14 protein-coding genes are annotated in these 19,443 nt (G+C 41.7%); 9 read left to right on the top strand and 5 right to left on the bottom strand.

From position 1 onward, the window contains the following. Positions 1 to 11 precede the first annotated feature (11 nt). Positions 12 to 230, top strand: a complete 219-nt coding sequence (locus ACZ5QV_RS05060) for a hypothetical protein (RefSeq protein ID WP_464601510.1) — start codon at positions 12 to 14, stop codon at positions 228 to 230. 110 nt (positions 231 to 340) lie between these two features. Here ACZ5QV_RS05060 and ACZ5QV_RS05055 read toward each other — a convergent pair whose 3' ends face one another. Both ACZ5QV_RS05055 and ACZ5QV_RS05050 read right to left on the bottom strand, forming a co-directional pair. Beyond that, a complete protein-coding gene (locus tag ACZ5QV_RS05055; RefSeq protein ID WP_464599431.1) occupies positions 341 to 2,005 on the bottom strand; it encodes an IS1634 family transposase in 1,665 nt (554 codons plus the stop codon). 81 nt (positions 2,006 to 2,086) lie between these two features. Beyond that, positions 2,087 to 3,502 (bottom strand): SWIM zinc finger family protein, encoded by a 1,416-nt coding sequence (locus tag ACZ5QV_RS05050; protein WP_464601509.1) that lies wholly within the window; start codon positions 3,500 to 3,502, stop codon positions 2,087 to 2,089. Positions 3,503 to 4,037: 535 nt separating this feature from the next. On the opposite strand from ACZ5QV_RS05050, the gene ACZ5QV_RS05045 reads away from it, so the two are divergent. Beyond that, positions 4,038 to 6,791: a type I restriction endonuclease subunit R gene (locus ACZ5QV_RS05045; protein ID WP_464601508.1), complete on the top strand. Its 2,754-nt coding sequence runs from the start codon at positions 4,038 to 4,040 to the stop codon at positions 6,789 to 6,791. 567 nt (positions 6,792 to 7,358) lie between these two features. Here the strand turns inward: ACZ5QV_RS05045 and ACZ5QV_RS05040 are convergent. Together ACZ5QV_RS05040 and ACZ5QV_RS05035 are read right to left on the bottom strand one after the other, a co-directional pair. After that, complete coding sequence (locus tag ACZ5QV_RS05040) at positions 7,359 to 7,580, bottom strand: DUF2683 family protein (protein WP_464601507.1); 222 nt, start codon at positions 7,578 to 7,580, stop codon at positions 7,359 to 7,361. A 37-nt stretch (positions 7,581 to 7,617) separates the two neighbouring features. Then, positions 7,618 to 8,850: an RNA-guided endonuclease InsQ/TnpB family protein gene (locus tag ACZ5QV_RS05035; protein ID WP_464601506.1), complete on the bottom strand. Its 1,233-nt coding sequence runs from the start codon at positions 8,848 to 8,850 to the stop codon at positions 7,618 to 7,620. Positions 8,851 to 9,243: 393 nt separating this feature from the next. Here ACZ5QV_RS05035 and ACZ5QV_RS05030 point away from each other — a divergent pair, with 393 nt between their 5' ends. The 7 genes from ACZ5QV_RS05030 (at position 9,244) to ACZ5QV_RS05000 (ending at position 17,785) form a co-directional block, all read left to right on the top strand. Continuing rightward, positions 9,244 to 10,278: an ATP-binding protein gene (locus tag ACZ5QV_RS05030; protein WP_464601505.1), complete on the top strand. Its 1,035-nt coding sequence runs from the start codon at positions 9,244 to 9,246 to the stop codon at positions 10,276 to 10,278. Between the two features lie 98 nt (positions 10,279 to 10,376). Continuing rightward, a complete protein-coding gene (locus ACZ5QV_RS05025; protein ID WP_464601504.1) occupies positions 10,377 to 11,882 on the top strand; it encodes a restriction endonuclease subunit S in 1,506 nt (501 codons plus the stop codon). Beyond that, the gene (locus ACZ5QV_RS05020) at positions 11,879 to 13,354 is read left to right on the top strand and encodes an RNA-binding domain-containing protein (RefSeq protein WP_464601503.1); all 1,476 of its coding nucleotides are present in this window, start codon (positions 11,879 to 11,881) and stop codon (positions 13,352 to 13,354) included. The genes ACZ5QV_RS05025 and ACZ5QV_RS05020 overlap by 4 nt, the downstream gene beginning before the upstream one ends. Beyond that, positions 13,347 to 14,843, top strand: a complete 1,497-nt coding sequence (locus ACZ5QV_RS05015) for a type I restriction-modification system subunit M (protein ID WP_464601502.1) — start codon at positions 13,347 to 13,349, stop codon at positions 14,841 to 14,843. Before ACZ5QV_RS05020 ends, ACZ5QV_RS05015 begins: the two co-directional genes overlap by 8 nt. Positions 14,844 to 15,250: 407 nt before the next feature. Beyond that, the gene (locus tag ACZ5QV_RS05010) at positions 15,251 to 15,949 is read left to right on the top strand and encodes a hypothetical protein (protein WP_464601501.1); all 699 of its coding nucleotides are present in this window, start codon (positions 15,251 to 15,253) and stop codon (positions 15,947 to 15,949) included. Positions 15,950 to 15,957: 8 nt separating this feature from the next. Then, on the top strand, positions 15,958 to 16,932 hold the full coding sequence (locus ACZ5QV_RS05005) for a PGF-CTERM sorting domain-containing protein (protein ID WP_464601500.1): 975 nt from the start codon (positions 15,958 to 15,960) through the stop codon (positions 16,930 to 16,932). A gap of 382 nt (positions 16,933 to 17,314) precedes the next feature. After that, on the top strand, positions 17,315 to 17,785 hold the full coding sequence (locus ACZ5QV_RS05000) for a hypothetical protein (RefSeq protein WP_464601499.1): 471 nt from the start codon (positions 17,315 to 17,317) through the stop codon (positions 17,783 to 17,785). Positions 17,786 to 18,121: 336 nt separating this feature from the next. Here the strand turns inward: ACZ5QV_RS05000 and ACZ5QV_RS04995 are convergent, their stop codons facing one another. After that, positions 18,122 to 19,276 carry a ribonuclease III domain-containing protein gene (locus tag ACZ5QV_RS04995; RefSeq protein ID WP_464601498.1) on the bottom strand — a complete coding sequence of 385 codons (1,155 nt, stop codon included), beginning with the start codon at positions 19,274 to 19,276 and terminating at the stop codon, positions 18,122 to 18,124. Between the last annotated feature and the right edge of the window lie 167 nt (positions 19,277 to 19,443).

The raw sequence follows: 19,443 nt of genomic DNA, 5'->3' as shown, positions 1-19,443 counted from the left end.
CTTCGATGGTTATGTCGATCAGGAGGTCGAGAGCAGGTGCATCGATTTTCCGGAAAGAATTTCTGTCTGTAAGGCCTGTCTTCGGAAGGATGCCGGGCAGGCTTGAGTTTTCTTCTTCGGGAACGGCCCTGTCCTCAGGCAGATCTCCGCTTTCCAGATATTCATGGACAGCTTCCCGGACTTTCTTCCATACCCCTGCCTTCTTTGCTGCATCCCGCAGGGCTATGTAATATTGCAGGGAAGGGTATCTGACTTTACTTTCAAAGATGCATGTTTTTCCGTTATCAAGCGGCTTTGTTTGTGTGGGCCTAAGGAATGAATAATCCTACTGATGACGTTTTTATTGGGGTGGCAGGTAATTACCCAGGTTCAAGAAAGAAAATAATGATGCTTGCTTTGTACTCATCTCTTCCAGAATAATATTACACTTATTTGATTCTTTATCCTGGATAACTGCCAGCCTAATTTCGGACAAATTTTCAATTAGTCTTCTCATAGAAAGACCATATCTCTTTGTCTCCCAGGCTAAATATCTGTAGAAAAGTAAGCCAATTATAGACAGAAATACGTGAACTTTGATATTTTCATCTTTGTGGTGGTACACCGGTCCCACAGGGACAAGCAGGTGATCATTCAATAGCTTAAAATCATCCTCTATAGCGCCTTTATTGTTGTATGTTTGCACAATTTTTTTAGTGTGCCAACGGTGCTTATCTGTAAATAGTATATTTTTTCCTAATGAATTTTCGCGCTTATTTTTATTCTCTTCGTCAATCCAGAACTTTAACTGAGGTTTTTTCTTACCTTCAGGAGCATCAGTAATTTCATATTTCACCATACTTCTGTATTTTTTGATAATAATGTCTGCAACCTCTTTTTCTACACTGCTCCTGTTTCTTGCTTTTCCTCTGTTGCTTTCCAGTCTCCTCTGTAGGTCTTCCAGATTCTCAGTTATTTTTGACATATTTGACTCACAAGTTCTTTTTTGAAGTTTGTGAGTTCCTTCATTGAAAGTAATTACTGTTGTAAATTCTGTCCCGTAAAACTGATGCTTTGTCCGATAGCCATAAATTTTGTGGCCTTCTGAGCTTTCATATAAAAATTGATATTTAGATAATGGCACTTCAAGAAGATCATCTGCCTGATTTGCTTTTACAGCCCCTACAAAATTCATCTTTGAAGTTGCTTTTTCAATGTTGTCCTTTGAATTGTTTCCCTTATCAAAAACAAGAACAAGGTCTTCCGAACAAATATTCAATTCGGTTAGACGGTTTACTATTTTGTCAACCAGACCTGAAAATTCCTCTGAATCATGCACATTTCCTGGATATGTCTCGTGAATAAAAGGTAAGTTGTAATCATTAGCAGCCAGCGCTACAGATACCTGATTTTTGTCTTTACGATGCTTTTTGTTATACCCTTTATGAAGCAATTCACTTTTTTCATCATAATTGGTAGCATAAGTGAACCAGTTTGATTCATCCACAAACAGTACTGAAGGGGTTAGTCCTTTTTCGATGAGAACTCGGCACAAATCGTCTTCAATATTTTTCATTGTGTCGGAATCAATGTAATTCATATGATTCAAAAAATTCTGACAATTTAATTTATGAGGGAATTTCCACTTAAAAGATAAGGCCGATTTTTTGAACCATTCCCCAATACCGTTTTCACTTAAAACTCCATGAGATTTCCCCACTATATCAAGTAAAAGATACTCTCCGACACTTAAACCATCGATTGATTTTTTCATAGTGTGCTTGTTCACTATGTCAACGAATCCAAGCTCTTCATTCACATGAAGAAGTGCGGCAAGTTTGCCGTACTCAAAAGATTTCAGTTTCATGTAGGGCAATGATTCACTCTGTTTTTTCATTTCAAATATTTTTTCGGCATTGCCTAAATATATCTGAAATATAGTTTTCACTTTTCCATCAATTCTGCCAGTTTTAATAATATACCAGTATTTTTTACCGTTGATTATTTTCTGTTTTAAAAAAACCATGATATAAATTTAGGTTCTACGTATATAAAGATATTTCTTCAAAAAACAGATACAATAGGCTTTTTAAATGTAATTTAGAACTTAGGCCTTACAAATATTTTTTTTAACGGATCTTCCTTGCCACTGATTTTTGTGGCAAATCAAGGCAAAAATAGCTCTTCTTTGAAAGCTGAGTCTGAAAAACTCTTCGGCTCGCAGGGCGGCTAAATAGAGCCAGTTATCTTCCTTTTCTTTGATTTCAAGGAGGATTTGAAAGAGTTCAAAGGCAATTCCCGGATGTGTTTTTCTGGTTTCCCTGATTCCTCGATAGATCCGGTCTTCTGCCTTTTTTTTCTGGCCTGCGGAAAGCAGCACTTTGACCTGCCGGACGTAGCTCCATTCCGCTCCTGTTTCCGCTTCCTCTTCGCAAAGGGAGATTGCTTCTTCATAATTCCCGGCTTTTTCCAGGGCATGAGCCCGCTTTTCAGCAAGCTGGTCCCGACCCCGGTCGGAATATGAGTGATCTTCTCCGCTGTCAAACGCATCCAGTCTGGCTTTAAGGATTTCGGAAAAACGGCTCCATTCCTGGGCAGGGAAATCCGAATCCCAGAGGTCTTCTCCGTCAAACAGGTCGTGTTCGTCTTTTAATTCAAGGTCCAGGACTCTGAGCATTCTTTCGTGGGCCGGACGTTCCGATTGCAGGAGGGCTTTGATCACCACCTTCATGCAGTCGCCAACTTCCATGCCGACATCCTCTTCTTCATCATAAGGGGCTATTTCTTCATAGCCTTCCAAAATTTTTACCCCTATGTCCGCAACTTCCTCGGTATGGCCGGCTTCAAGGAGGCTTTCCAGCCGGTTCCGTACATTTGAAAAATCAGGAAATGAGGAATCGTAATCGTAATCCCTGTAATTATAGCTTCTGGCTTCCTCCCAGAGCTTTTCCAGTTTGGAATATATGTCCAGAACCGTCCCTTTTGTATCCCCCGAGGAAAGGTTCAGCGTATCCCGGAGGTGCCTGGAAAGCAGGGAATCCCTATCCGAGATATTCATCAAAAGTTCGATAAGTTCCTCTTTTTCCAGCTGCCCCAGATACTCCCGCAGCTCTGCCCGGAAAACCTGAGACGAATCCCGGGTCTTCCCGACTTTTGGGGCAGGGCTCTGTCTGGCCATTATAAGCAGCGTATCCCCTTCGGCAGCAACGGGAATTTCCTCTTCCTGCTCCACGAGTTCAAGATATTCAAGTACGGTTGCGACCCCGTGTTTGCAGTCATGTCCGACCGGACAGGTGCAGGTGGAGCTAAGTTTCCCGTTTTCCAGGGAAACTTCCGTGAAATAGGCTTCATTCCCTTTCACCCGGGCGACAAGCCCTCCTTCGGAAGTGAGCTTTATTTCTTCTACCCGGCCTTCGTCCTGGTATTTCATTCCTTTTGCGGTGGCCTTATCTCCTGCCCAGGCCTGAAAGTTGCTCCACCCGAGCTCCCTGAATGGATCGGCCTTTTCTTTTTCTGAAACCATGAAATATTATTTTAGAGAATGTTATAAAAAAACAGGGGTTTCTTTGAAAAATAAACGGACCTGGAATCTGGATGCAAAAAGAGTATATTAATAAGCTGTTCCATCTGTTGCTTTTTTTGTGAATTGTTCTTCTTTATTGGCGCAACAATTATTGTTGACACAATAATGTTTGACATTATGAAGGCCAGGGTTTTTAGGAGGGATGCAGCCGGTGGAAAAAGTTGTAGAAGGTGGAAAATAATCCGGCCCTGAATCTTGGGTTGAAGCTTCAGAAAAAAATGTTTTTAAAAACTCTTAATCAGAAAAAAGCTGAAACGAAAAGAGTTAAGGTTTGAGTATCTGTAAAAACAAAATTATAAATTGTGGGCTGGAGTATTATTAACAGGTTACGGAACTTTTGTTCAAAGCGAAGCAACTGTAATACAATATCTTCATCAACTGTGACTGTCCAACCTTGATTATAATGAGTAAATTCCAGTCTCGACAGTCCGATCCGGGACAAAAAAATGAAAAAAACCTCAACGGGTAAAAACATATGAGTGATAACCAGACTCCGGAGCAGAAGGCCAGAAATGAAATCGACAAAAAGCTAAATGATTCCGGCTGGGTAGTGCAGGAAAAAAATGGGGTCGATTGGAGTGCTTCTAAGGGAATTGCGGTTAAGGAGTATTCGACCGAGGTGGGCCCGGCTGATTATGTACTCTTTGTTGATAGAAAACCCGTTGGAATCATTGAGGCGAAAAGGGACGAAGAAGGCCACCGCTTAACCGTTGTTGAGGAACAATCAGGCGAATATGCTGCAAGCAAGCTAAAGTACCTTAACAATGACCCGCTTCCTTTTGTGTACGAGAGTACCGGAGAACTTACCCGATTCACGGACCAGCGGGACCCTAAACCAAGGTCCAGACCTGTTTTTTCATTTCTCCGGCCTGAGACTTTTGAAAACTGTCTCAATAAGAAACCTTTGAGGGAAAGGTTTCTTGACCTGCCTGAGCTGCGGACCGAAGGGCTGCGGGCCTGCCAGATAATAGCGATCTCAAACCTTGAAAAATCCTTTAAGGACAACCGCCCAAAGGCCCTGGTCCAGATGGCGACAGGTTCCGGGAAAACCTATACCGCTATAACCTTCATCTACCGTTTACTGAAATTTGCGGATGCTAAAAAGATACTTTTCCTTGTCGATACCAGAAACCTGGGGGAGCAGGCCGAGCAGGAGTTCATGGCCTATACTCCCAATGATGATAACCGCAAGTTTACGGAGCTCTACAATGTGCAGCGCCTGCGGTCCGCTTATATTTCTTCTGATAGCCAGGTCTGCATTTCCACAATCCAGCGGCTTTACTCTATTTTGAAGGACGAGGAGCTGGACGAAAAAACCGAGGAAGAGAACCCGGCTGAAAAAGGCTGGCAGCCAAAGAAACCGCTTCCGGTTGTGTATAATGGGAAGATTCCCATTGAAGAGTTTGATTTTGTGGTTGTGGACGAGTGCCACCGCTCCATATACAACCTCTGGCAGCAGGTGCTGGATTATTTCGATGCTTTTTTGATAGGGCTCACAGCAACTCCTGATAAGCGCACTTTCGGCTTTTTCAATGAGAACGTGGTGAGCGAGTACAGCCATGAAGAAGCTGTGGCGGATGGCGTGAATGTGGGGTACGATGTTTACACCATCGAGACTGAAATTGGCAAAAACGGGGCAAAGATAAACGCGCGGGAGTTTGTGGACAAACGGGAAAAACTTACCCGTAAAAAACGCTGGGAACAGCTGGATGAGGATTTCAGCTATACCGCCGGGAAGCTTGACCGGGACGTGGTCAACCCGAGCCAGATACGAAATGTGATAAGGACGTTCAGGGACAAACTGCCTGAGATCTTCCCCGGCAGAAAGGAGGTTCCTAAAACCCTGATTTTTGCCAAGAATGACAGCCATGCGGATGATATTATCAACATCCTGCGGGAAGAGTTCAACGAAGGCAATGCCTTCTGCAAGAAAGTGACCTACAAAGCGGAAGAAGCCCCGAAATCGGTACTGACAAATTTCCGCAATGCTTTCAATCCGAGAATTGCGGTTACGGTGGATATGATTGCCACGGGGACGGATGTTAAGCCGCTGGAATGCCTGCTTTTTATGAGGGACGTTAAGAGCCTGAATTATTTTGAGCAGATGAAAGGCCGGGGGACCCGAACCCTGGGCTATGATGACCTTAAAAAGGTTACAAGCTCGGCTGTTTCAGCCAAGACTCATTTTGTAATCGTGGATGCAATCGGGGTTACAAAGACCCTGAAAACCGATAGCAGACCTCTGGAACGAAAGAAAAATACGTCGCTTAAAGACCTGCTGGCCGCGGTAACCTTTGGCGCTCAGGATGAGGACCTTTATATTTCCCTGGCCTCCCGCCTGGCAAGGTTGAGCAGACAGATAACTGAGGATGAAAGAGCTACTTTCACCGAAAAGGCCAGAGGAAAGACCATTTCCCAGACGGTTAAGGACCTGCTCAGTGCATATAACCCCGATATCATTGATTCCGAAGCCTTCGAGATAAAACAGAGGCAGCCGGAGCTTTCGGAACCCGATGCACAGAAAAAAGCCCGGGAGAACCTTCTTGATACTGCCAGGTCCACTTTTTCCGGGGATTTAAACGACTATATCGAAAACGTGCGCAGAGTCCATGAGCAGATAATCGACACCGTGAACCCCGACACCGTCCTGAGGGCTGAATGGGACAAAGAGGCCGTGGCAAAAGCGGACGACCTGATTAATGACTTCAAGGCCTATCTGGAAGCGAACAAAGACGAGATCACGGCCCTGAGAATTTTCTACAATCAGCCCTACCGGCGCAGGGACATAACCTTCACGATGATAAAAGAGGTGCTGGCCAAACTGACTCTGGATAAACCCCATTTTGCCCCCCTCAGGGTCTGGCAGGCCTATGAACAGCTGGAAAAGGTAAACGGCAGCTCTCCCAAAAACGAACTAACAGCCCTCGTATCCCTCCTCCGAAGAATTACAGAAATAGACCCGGTCCTCACGCCCTATCCTCAGACCGTAAACAAAAACTTCCAGACCTGGGCCTTCAAAAAACAGGCCGGAACCCTGAAGTTCAATGAAGACCAGATGAACTGGCTCAGAATGATAAAGGATTACATCAGCACCAGCTTCCACCTGGACCTCGACGACCTCGATTACACCCCCTTCGATGCTCTCGGCGGCCGGGGCAAAATGTACCAGCTCTTCGGGGACGAGATGAATATGCTTATCAGTGAATTAAATGAAGCTCTGGCGGCGTAAGCAAAAAAAGGAAATTCGGAATAGCTGAAAAATAACTTCATATTTTCAGGTAGGAAATCACTTTATACCCACACAGGTTATATTTTTGTTAATGGAAATGTCTTGTGTGTGCATTCAAACCACGGAACACACGGAACACACGGAAAAAGAATCCCGGAAGACACAAATTAAGGTTGCTCTGGCGTTTTTTTGTCTGCTTGAGCGAGCGTAGCGAGTGAAACGGACCTCGTGCTCCCGAAGCGGAATTCGGGTGGTTAAGAAATGGTAAACAAAAATATTTGATATTATATTTGACTCATTTCTTAGTAAATATTATCGTGATGAGCGTAATCTTCGAGTGTTACGGTCTTTATTTCCTCATCAACAGAAAAAATCAGAACAAAATGTTTGTCAATGTGTACTCTTTTGAGATGGTTCATCGGAGCTCTTAAATTTTTGTATCTATGTGGGTCCTGGATTATCTCATTGACTTTGTATAAATAATTTCAAGTTGATTTTTATTTTTTTTTGCTAACTTTTCAAATTTGTAATCAAGCCCCGCTCTGATTTTCAAATTATACATAAAAATCAAAGCCCATATCGTTTTCTCAAGTTTCCAACTGTGCCTACTTCTATTGCTTCAGTTTTTTCTATTTCGTTCAATTTCTCAACGTACTCAGGTCTTAACTCTGGCTCCAAAATCACACCTTCATACTCTTCAGTAATTTTAACTTTTAGCCCGTACTTTGCTTTAACTATGTTCAGAATTCTGTTTGTGTGATCATCGATGTTAATAATAGCTTTTACCATAATACCATATTAATGCTATGAAAAGTCCTAATTAGTATCACAAACTATTATGAATTTGTGATATAAACTGTTCTTTGTATAGTGGATTAACACTAACAGGGTGAAGCACAACACCCTCTATCCCCTCTGCAAAGGCATTAGGGATTGCTTTTCTAATCATATTATATGCTGCATTGACATCAGCGTTAAGAAGAACTCCCGTGGCACTTCGGAAAAGCCCTCTTTTGACCCGTTTTCCGAGATATTCTTCATGGTGTTCCATTAGCTCATTATCAAGGAAAGAGCATTTGCTTGTATAGGACTCTTCGATCCGTTCAACCGAAATTCCAACCTCTCCAGCCTTGTACTCGACCATTGAAATAAGGGTACTGTGGGGAATCTGAGCAAAATTCTGGTTATTTTTCTTACCCATGTTGACTTTCTGTTTCCAGAAAGGGTTGCTTCCGATAATGATATTCTCCACGTTCATTTCCAGAGCATAGTTGATTATTGCCCTGCTCAGTTTGTGGAGTACATCTTTAATCCGTGAGTTTCGTTTATGGGTAAGTACTTCTACACCCTTTCCGGTCTTTATCCCATGCTTCTCATAAGTGCTCTGGAGCTTTGCTTTCTGCTTGTTGTAAAACTGGTTTACTGACTTGGCAACCCCGCCCTTAACAATAATTGGGTTTTCTCCAAAATTGTTTGCAATAGTTACAAGGTTGACAACTCCAAGATCAATTCCCAGGACTCGACCGGAATTGAGAGGTATGGGGTCTTCGATTTCCTTTTCAAAAACAATTTCACAGGTGTATCCTGCGTGTTTTGGAATGATCCTGACTTCTCTCAAATTAGTATCATCAGGAAGTCTTGTCTGGATGGATAACGGAACTACTTTGGGAAACTTGAGCACCCCGTCTTTGATACTGACCTGCTGATTTGTAAAAATTAACAGGTATTCCCCGTTTTTTTCCAGATACTTTGGAGGGTTCGGTTTGCCTGTGAAAAGTTCAGGATTCTTTTTGTAAGATTTTAAAGCTTCGAAAAAAGATTTCCAGTTACGGTCAAGTACTTTTAGAGTCTGTTGAGCAGATTTAGCAGGAAGCTCTTTGTAAGGCTCAGAGGCCTTCACAAGCCCATAAAGTTTATTGTACCTGATCCATTTTCCTTTATTGAAGAACTCCTGTCTGATAATATAATCAGAGAAATTGTACAGGTTTTTGGACTTATGGCACAAATCCCCTATTTCCCTGGAATGAAACTGGATTTGCTCAACACGTTTAATTATCAATTTGGCTCGACCTCGATTTCTAACCTTTTTTCTTTTCTTTTGCTATAATGTTTCACAGAATAATAATGAAGCATTGAAATTATTTCGTCAAATATTTCTGATGCTTAATGTATTTCTTGATACCTTTAGCAGATTGAGCACTTTTTTTGCATTTATGGTGGATATTATATAATATAATCTGGATACTAATTATATCTATTGGGTGCTTTTATGTACTATACATTGTAGTTCCACATCGGAGAAATTACAGGTATATACGCCTTTATACAGTTCGAATTTTTGATATAGTCCCTGAAAAACAAAAGTAGACAATTATTTAATCATATGATATCTTAAAAGTACTTCAAAATTGATAACGAATACATAATTAAATGAGGTTCTGGTGGCGTAAAAATGGATAAATCAATTCAGGAAATGATAGAAGCCGGGGAAGGCTATCACATCGAATTTAAGGAAGGCCGAATTCGTTTTGATGAGTTAAAAAATGATAAAGCTGTTTTTGAAACCGATTTTGACGAAAAGGCCTTTGAGAATTTCCTGAACCTTGCAGGAATCACCCATTCTATTGACAGGATGTCTTTATTGAGAAATCTGGACTGCATCACCGATGATGGAAAGTTCACCAATGCCGGAGTTCTGTTTTTTGCCAGAGATATCGATTTCCTGTTAAATCATGCCATTGTTGTCTGTGTTCTGTATAAGGGAACGGAAAAAGTGAACATCCTTGATAAAAAGGATTTCAAGGAAAATCTGGTTGAAAACATCAATAACGCCATCCTTTTCGTCAAAAGGCACACGAACGTGCAATACAAAATCAAAAAACTACAACGGGAAGAAATCCCCGACGTTCCTGATGTAGCCCTCAGAGAAGCAATTATAAATGCAGTTTGCCATCGGGATTATTTCGACAAAAGCTCCAATGTGCTAATAGAAGTTTTTGACGACAGAGTAGAAATCTCAAACCCCGGCGGCCTGCCCAGCGGCCTGAACCCTTCTGATTTCGGACGCAAGAGCGTGGCCCGCAATCCGCTTATCGCCTCCCTCTTAAACCGCATAAACTATATTGAAAAGGTCGGCACCGGAATCAGCCGCATTAAACAGGCCGTGGCTGAAAATGATAAATCTTCGGTGGAATTCTCCTTTGATAGTGGTTTTTCCGTCATTTTCCGAAGGCTAAAAGCAAGTCCTGAGAGTAAGTTGGGTGTAAAGTTGGGTGTAAAGTTGGGTGTAAAGTTGGGAGTAAATCAATTGGCAATTGTAAAAGAAATAAGTAACAATCCCCAGATAACAATTGTAGAGTTAAGTCAAATAGTAGGCATCAGTACTACTGCAATTGAAAACAACATCACAAAATTTAAAGAAAAAGGACTTTTGATGAGGGTCGGAGCCGATAAAAATGGGCATTGGGAATTAATAGATGAGTCCTAGAATAAAAATATTGACGAAGTGTCGGAGTTGTGAATATGGAAAAAAAGTTGGGTGAAAAATTTGGATACAGAATTAGATAAGGCTCTGGCGGTGTAAAAATGGAAGAAAAAATTGGATGGTGTAATTGTCTTTTAGACGATGTTATCATTAATATGAAAAATGGAAGCTCTGCTAAGCAATTCAATGAAAAAGTAGGATTTCCAATTACAAGAATTGAAACAATATGGAATGAAACTATTGATTTGAATAGAGTGAAGTATATTATTGAAAATGATGCAGATTTTATTGAGAAATATTCATTGAAGTATGGCGACATTCTATTGAGTCATATAAATAGTGACACTCATTTGGGGAAAACAGCCATTTTTAAAAATCAGTGCAAAATATTAATTCACGGAATTAATTTACTTTTATTGCGTCCGAGTTGTATCATAAATGCAGATTTTTTAAACTATCAATTTAAATTCCTACGAGCGCAAGGAAAATTTATAGAAGTAGCTCAAAGAGCTGTAAATCAATCTTCAATAAATCAAAGAATACTTAAGAAATTTGAAATTATTTTGCCTCCACTTCCCGAACAGCGCGCCATAGTCTCTAAAATCGAGCAGCTTTTCAGCGAGCTGGATAATGGAATTGCCAATCTCAAACTGGCACAGGAGCAGCTCAAAGTTTACAGGCAGGCGGTGCTGAAGAAGGCTTTTGAGGGGGAGCTTACTAAAAAATGGCGGGAACAGCAGACTGATTTGCCAGATTCAGGGGATTTGCTGGAACAAATAAGGAAGGAAAGAGAAGAAGCTGCAAAAGTTTCCGGCAAAAAATTGAAACAGGTTATACCTCTCACTGAAGCGGAATTGATGGAGTCGTCAAGACTGCCGAAGGGGTGGAAATGGGCAAGGTTGGGGGAAATAATTAACAATATTCAAGCTGGGAAAAGCATAAAGTGTGAAGAAAGGCCTCCTAAATCAAATGAACTTGGAATTGTAAAAGTAAGCTCAGTTTCGTGGGGAGAGTTTAACGAAAATGAAAGTAAAACTTGCTTCAATGAGGGGGCTTTTAATGCTGACTATATTATTCGCGAAAATGATTTTCTATTCAGTCGAGCTAACACAATTGAATTAGTTGGAGCCTGTGTTATTGTAAAGTCTATAAGCAAACGCTTGATGTTAAGTGATAAAATTCTGAAGATAGACTTTTCTAAAGACCATCAGACTTTTTATTCTTTGTATTACCTGCGATCTGTTTTTGGTAGAAAAGAAATTAAGTCGTTAGCAACAGGTAATCAGGAATCAATGAGGAATATTGGTCAGGATAGAATAAAACAAATGAGAATTCCTATCTGTACACCTTCAGAACAACAAGCCATAGTTCAGGAAATCGAAACCCGCCTTTCTGTCTGCGATAAGGTGGAACAGGACATCAAAGAAAACCTCGAAAAAGCCGAAGCTCTGCGCCAGAGTATTTTGAAGAAAGCGTTTGAAGGTAAATTGCTTAATGAAAGGGAGCTGGAATATGTGCGAAATGCTCCTGATTGGGAGCCGGCCGAGGTTTTGCTGGAAAGGATAAAGGCGGAAAAAACAGCCAGCGGTAAGAAGGGTAAAGCATGATCTCAGAGCTATTAAAGAGCATCATAAGGGACGGTGAAGGCCTTACCGTGGAATTTAAGGAGTGCAGAACTCAAATAAATCGTGATGTGTACGATAGTGTCTGTGCTTTTCTAAATCGCAATGGAGGACATATTGTTCTTGGAGTTGATGATGATAGAAACATCACGGGAATTGATGCGGATGCTCTGCCACAGATCAAAAAGGACCTCGTTACTGCCCTGAATAACCCGCAGATAATCAACCCTCCTCTGTACATATTGCCGGATACTGTAAACATTGAAGGGAAAATCCTTCTCTATCTCAATATTCCTGAAAGTTCACAGGTCCACCGCTGTAAAGGAAAGATATTTGACAGGAACGAGGACGGGGATCTGGATGTCACCAATCATCCTGATGCTGTGGCCCATCTCTATATTCGAAAACAGAGTTCATTTTCAGAGAACCGCATTTATCCCTATGTCAGACTGGAAGACCTCAGAGCCGATCTTATCCAGAGAGTTCGGAAAATGGTCCGGGCCGAGAACCCCAACCATCCCTGGGTGTCAATGACGGATGAGGAGCTTTTGAGCAGTGCCCGTTTGTATCAGCATGATTACCAGACCGGGAAAGAAGGATACACTCTTGCCGCTATTCTTTTGCTGGGCAAAGACGAAGTTATACAGAGCGTACTGCCCCATTTCAGGACTGATGCCATCCTTCGCAGAGTAAATCTGGACCGGTATGACGACAGGGACGATATCCGCACCAACCTGATCGAAAGCTATGACAGGCTGATGGCTTTTGTTGCAAAACATTTGTCTGACCCGTTTTATCTGGAAAAGGACCAGAGAATCAGTCTGAGAGATCATATTTTCAGAGAAGTTGTTACAAATATGCTCATCCACAGGGAATACATAAACGGTTTTCCTGCAAAATTCATAATTGAAACCAATCAGGTTGTTGCGGAGAATGCGAACCGTCCGCATGGACATGGCAAAATAAATCCTTCCAATTTCACACCCTACCCTAAAAATCCGGTAATTGCTCGCTTTTTCAAAGAAATCGGAAGAGCGGATGAGTTAGGCTCAGGCGTCAGGAATCTCTACAACTACACAAAGATTTATTCCGGTGGAGCTGACCCCCAGCTTCTTGAAGGGGATATTTTTAAGATCATTGTTCCTGTTACCCCGCAAGCTACCGCGCAGGCTACCCCGCAAGCTACCGCGCAAGCTACCGCGCAAGCTACCGCGCAGGTTACCGCGCAAGCTACCGCGCAAGTTGAGATGCAGGAATTGATAATCGAATTTTGCAAAGAACCTAAAACAACCAGCGAAATTATGGAGCATTTGAAATTAAGACATCGAGAATATTTCCGCTCCAAAATATTGAAACCGCTGTTAGATAATGGAACCCTGCATAGAACCATTCCTGAAAAACCAAGCAGCCCGAATCAAAAATATTATTTTCATATAAAGGATTTGAACCATGTCTGAAAATACATCATCCATCGTTTCCAAAGTCTGGAGCTTCTGCAACGTCCTGAGGGACGGGGGAGTGAGCTATGGCGATTATCTGGAACAGTTGACCTATCTCATATTTCTGAAAATGGCTGAGGAGTACAGGAAGCCGCCCTATAACAGGGATATTGGTATCCCGGAGGAATACACCTGGGACGTGTTGAAGCAGAAACGCGGGGCTGAACTTGATACTCGATACAGGAATCTTCTGGAGGAGCTCGGGAAAAAGCCGGGGATGCTCGGGCAGATTTTCCTCAAGGCCCAGAACAAGATAAGCGACCCGGCCATGCTGTTCAAGGTCATTGATATGATTGATCGGGAAAGCTGGGTCATGATGGGAGTCGATACGAAGGGCGAGATCTACGAGGGGCTTCTCCAGAAGAACGCTGAGGACACAAAAAGCGGGGCCGGACAATATTTCACCCCGAGGCCGCTCATCAAGGCCATGGTTCAGTGCCTGCAACCCGAACCCATGAAGACAATCGGAGATCCCTGCTGCGGGACCGGCGGGTTCTTTCTGGCAGCCTATGACTTCCTGACCTCAGAGCACAGCCCGGACCGGGACCAGAGCCGCTTTTTGAAAAACAAGACCTTCGGGGGAAACGAGATTGTCGCCGGGACCCGAAGGCTGGCCCTCATGAACATGTTTTTGCACAACATCGGGGAAATAGACGGAGAGCCCATGATCTCCAACTCCGATTCCCTCATAGCCGATCCGGGGTACCGCTACGACTATATTCTTACCAACCCGCCTTTTGGAAAAAAGAGCAGCATGACCTTCACAAATGAAGAAGGCGAGCAGAAAAAAGAAGACCTTACCTACAACCGGCAGGACTTCTGGACCACCACAAGCAACAAGCAGCTCAACTTTGTGCAGCATATCCACACAATCCTCAAAACCGGGGGTCAGGCCGCAGTAGTATTGCCGGACAACGTTTTGTTTGAAGGGGGAGCCGGAGAAACCATCCGCAAAAAACTTCTTGAAACCACCGACCTGCACACAATCCTGCGCCTGCCTACCGGGATTTTCTATGCAAATGGGGTAAAGGCAAACGTGCTTTTCTTTGAAGCAAAACCCGCGGCCAAAGAGCCCTGGACAGAGGCAGTCTGGATCTATGACTACCGCACAAATGTGCACCATACCCTGAAAAAGAATCCTCTGAAATTTTCAGACCTTGAAGCTTTCGTCAAATGCTATTTCCCCGAAGACCGCCTCAGGCGCGAAGAGACCTGGAGCGAGGGAACTCCCGAAGGCCGGTTCCGTAAATTCAGCTATGCCGAAATTGTGGCACGGGATAAAACGAATCTGGATATCTTCTGGTTAAAAGACAAAAGCCTGGCTGACCTGGACAACCTTCCGGACCCCGACATTCTTGCAAATGAAATCATCGAGAATATGGAGGCTTCGCTGGAAAGTTTCAAGGCGATCATGCTCACAATTAATGGGGAAGGGGACGGGAATTGAATAGTGTTGTCTGCTTATGCAGACACAACTCCATCCTTAAAAGAATGAGTGGACCTGCTGAGATCCGAACTCAGGACTTCCGCCGTGTGGCGGCTTCTTGCTATCGGAAACTTCTGTGAAAATAGGATATACCATGCTCATGAGGGGCTGCGATTTTTGGTAGTGTGCCGATTTTCTATAAAATTATAACTCTCAAGAAGTTCTTTGGTAGATAATTTCATATCAGAAGCTAAAATCCCCTCAAAGTACACAAAAATTTGGCTTTGAATTTACAGCAAATTCGCGCTGCCGCCTCTATGATTTAAATTTAGATGTTAAAATAGAATGTAAAGACATAAACCAACTATCAGAAAATTATTTAACTATCTTTTGCCATGTACAATCTAATTTATTTTTGGAGGACTCTGATGAAAAAGTTTCTTATAGTTTTTCTGCTTGCTTTATCTGTTGTTCTTTTTTCTGGTTGTACTGGGGAAGAGGAAAATACTTCTGAGAATAACACGACTGTAGATATAGTGTCTGAAAGTAATAATACACAATATGAAGGCATTCATATCTCTGATGACAAAAATATAACAGCTAATCCTGTGGAGGAAAATGAATCTATTTCAAAAACGCCTCTCATAGAAGTGCCTCTTGCAAAGGGATTTTCACGTTATACTGATGATATTTTTGGATTTTCCGTCGATTATCCTGAAACCTGGGAACAGGCAGGTGTAGGTGGTCTGGGTGGTATGGCTTTTAATCCATCTGGTGAGGACTCCTATTCCGCTGCTATACTCGTGACCGTATTTTCTAATGAGAGCGAGGCAAAATGGTGGATTGCAGATAAGGAAATGTTTGAAGCGGCGGAACAAAGTGGGGGCGTAATGAAATTTGAAACTGTTACTATAAATGGCAGAGAAGGGACTGAACTAATTTCCAATCCAGTGTTTTTGTCTAATAGTGATTCAACAGTAGTAGCATGTGTTGCTGTATTTGACGTTGAAGACTATTACTACACGTTCTATGCTTTTTGCTCCGATAACTACAAAAGCAATTATGAGAAAGTCTTTGAAACCTCTTTGAATTCTTTTGTGATCGATGAGAATTTAAAGGCGGAGTGAGGTAAATCATGAACCTCATTTCTCTTTTTTTACTGACTTTTTTCTTTGTTATTGCAACTATAACTTGTTGTTCCGCAGAAGAAAATCCCACGGTGGAGTTCAATATTACCGTAGAGTCCTCGGAATATCTGCTTGTTGATATGGTCATCAATAATCCCGGGGAAACAGATCTTTACCTGAGGGGTGTAGAGCTCTCTATTTCGGATCCTGTGGGAGCAAGCAGTTCCTCTGAATTTGGAACTCCTCTGTCCCTCAAAGCAAAGGAGTCTATCGTCCAGCAGAGCAGGCATCAATTATATTGGTGCAATGCCTTGAGAAATTTTTATCTCAAAGGGTCTACAAACGTTGCATTCAGCGGGGAGCTTTTTTTTGAAAAGAGTGGGAATGGTTTGACAGTTCCTTTCCAGGAAGATGTAACAATTTTCCTTGAAACTGAAGGTGCAATGAAAGTGGAAGAGCCTGAAATAACTGCGGTTGATTTTCAAATAGATAAGCTGACTGACAACAGCGGGAAGCTGAGGGATATTCTGGTCACCACGAATATTTCTGTTTATAATCCTAATACAGTGCCATTCATTTTGCGCAAACTGGATTATGATATCTTTGCGATGGATAAAAAAGACGAAAAATTGAAAGTTAATTGCACTTTACCCGGCGCATTTGTGGGCACAAATAAAATGATCGAGCCGGGGGACACCTACGTTTACAGTGCTGAAAGCAGAATTCCGGATGGTAATGGCTTCTTGTATCTCTCAGAGGAGAAGCCAAGGTATATAAGAATAAGAGGTACCTCAATTCTGGTTGCAAATGATTCCGTCTGTAATCCTTTTTGTTTTGAGCTAAAGTTCAACAACTTAGTCGTGGTCGAGGAAGCCAATAAAAATGAGAATAACATATCTGGTGAAGAAAGCAAAAGTACTCCTGGTTTTGAAATTGTTTATGGAATAATAGGTTTACTTGGAGTATTCCTGTGTAGAAGATGATAAAACAGAGTAAATTGTAGTCCAGTAGTTGAGTCTTTGATTAAATCTGACCCAACCCTTTCACCTTGTTTGGTCAGATTTGAAAGCTATCCTTCGTTTTGCGTTTTTCATTAATTGATCCCACTATATGACTTCTTAAATTTTAAGCTCATTTGAAATTATCAAAGTCTCCCTTTTACATTTTTTGTGCCGAAAAAACGTGGTATTTCTACGCAGATTTGCTTAAATCCGGCCTTAATTTCTGGATAATTCCCTCAAATTAGAGGATTTCTAGAGAGCCGGAATTCGAAAGAAACCAATTAATCTACTAACATGGTTATCTTGTGAACTATTTACTACTATTTTCATTTCGCCGGAGTTGCGGCAAGAAGTCGGGTCAAAGGTGATAGATTCAGAATTATTCTCATCGGAGTTCGTACTTTTGAATAGCTTTCTCTCGAATCTGTTTTTCTTTGAGGCAAAACCCGTGGCAAAAGAGCCCTGGACGAAGGAGGTCTGGATCTATGACTACCGCACAAACGTGCACCATACCCTGAAAAAGAATCCTCTGAAATTTTCAGACCTTGAAGCTTTCGTCAAATGCTATTTCCCCGAAGACCGCCTCAGGCGCGAAGAGACCTGGAGCGAGGAAACTCCCGAAGGCCGGTTCCGTAAATTCAGCTATGACGAAATTGTGGCCCGGGATAAAACGAACCTGGATATCTTCTGGTTAAAAGACAAAAGCCTGGCTGACCTGGACAACCTTCCGGACCCCGATATTCTTGCAAATGAAATCATCGAGAATATGGAGGCCTCCCTGGAAAGTTTCAAGGTGATCATGCTCACGATTAATGGAAGCGGAGACGGGAATTGAATAGGGGTGTCTGCTTATGCAGACACATCCAAGTTTTTATAATTGTGGTTTAAATTTCTTCCAGTATTATCAGGTAACTTAAATTCGGCAGGTAAACATAAAAATCCATTTTATTTTTTACTGCTATCGATTATCAGCACAGGTTGTGAATTTCTTTAATAATAATTTCTTTAATTTGTTGGCAATGTCCTGTCAAATTCAGGTTCACAGTGAAAGAGGAATTCATCCTAATAAATTTAAAAATTTAGTTCACTTGATATTGATTTTCCTATTTGTCACGGTAATGTGTCAACCAATAATTTCATCTCTTCGATGCAACAAAAATTCAAAATATAGTCAAATAGTCTGATTCGGATAACATTTATCAATCCATTCAGTAAGGTTTACTTCCATTAGCATTTTTTTTCCTGCGGCTTTTCGGGCTTTTGTCTTTGACGGCCCAAATCCAAATGCAAAATACTTATGTTCCTCCAGTTGTAAATTTATAATGGCTAACACATCTGAAGAAATTCCACAAGTCCAGGATGCTACACTTACAGTGTCGAGCCGGGCACTGAGCAGGATCAACATTCTCCAGGGATCTTTCTGAGCCTTGCGCTTTACCCAATCTACCAAAAATTCATCTTTATTATGGCTTACTTTTATCAATTCGTTCTGTAAGTCAGGTTTACGGAAAATAAGTTCTTCACTATCGATGGATTCTGTAGGTTGCACCGCTTTTTCTTGTAATGGTGGTTTACTTCTTGCGGGATCGTACTTTGTATATTTGGGGTCCTTGCCCTCAATGTCACAACGGACAAGAAATGCGGCTTCGTTTCTGGCTTCATCCTTTTTTTTCCAATAATGAGTGGATATTTCATATTCAACCTCATTGAAAGTTATTTTGCCTTCAAATCGGTATGTGTGTGATCCATCCCCATATTCTTCTCGGATTGGTTCGATATCGGATTTTTTTAAAATCACAGGGGATTTACTTAAATCGGGGTTTCTGAATAATTCCATCAACTCACCAAAGTAATTCTGTGATTCGTCAAATTCATTTTGTTCTCGTAATTTTTTCTGTATTTCTATGGCGAATTCTATAAACGAGTAAACTATGGGCCTGCATCTTTCTAGACCATTGATTTTAAACGACGCTCCGATTAAGGCTTCCACAGTTTCCGCCAGGTCTCTGTCTTGAGGTTGATAGTTCGCATCTAGGGGAGTTAATATATCTGGAATACCTAAAAATTCATCTGCGAACGCTTTGATGACTGGCTGATCATGTATTGTCACCTTACACGAAGTAATATCTCCTTTCCTTTCCCGACCTTTGCTTATTAAGTAGTCGTACAAATGCATGTTAATTACTAAATCGCCGTATAGGGCGAGTTGTTCAAATTCTGCTCCGCCTCCGCATGAGGGTGGGCGAAGTGCAGTATCGAATAATAGGGGATTATCTTCGAGTAAAAACAACTCCTGAATTTCAGCTCGGTTCATCATGTATTTCAATCCACGCTCTTAATATATGACACTTTTTAATTTATTATTGAGTGCCCCAAATACAGGAGGACACTCTGAAATTTCATCCAATTAGTCTGTATAATTAAAATATTGTTGTTTTGTACGGTGAGAGGAGATATTCTAAAAACAGAAAATAATAAAAAGTCTCGAAATAT

The sequence above is a fragment of the Methanosarcina baltica genome, from assembly GCF_055394095.1.
Note: the sequence above shows the minus strand (reverse complement) of the source record. Positions and strands in the feature narration are given on the sequence as shown.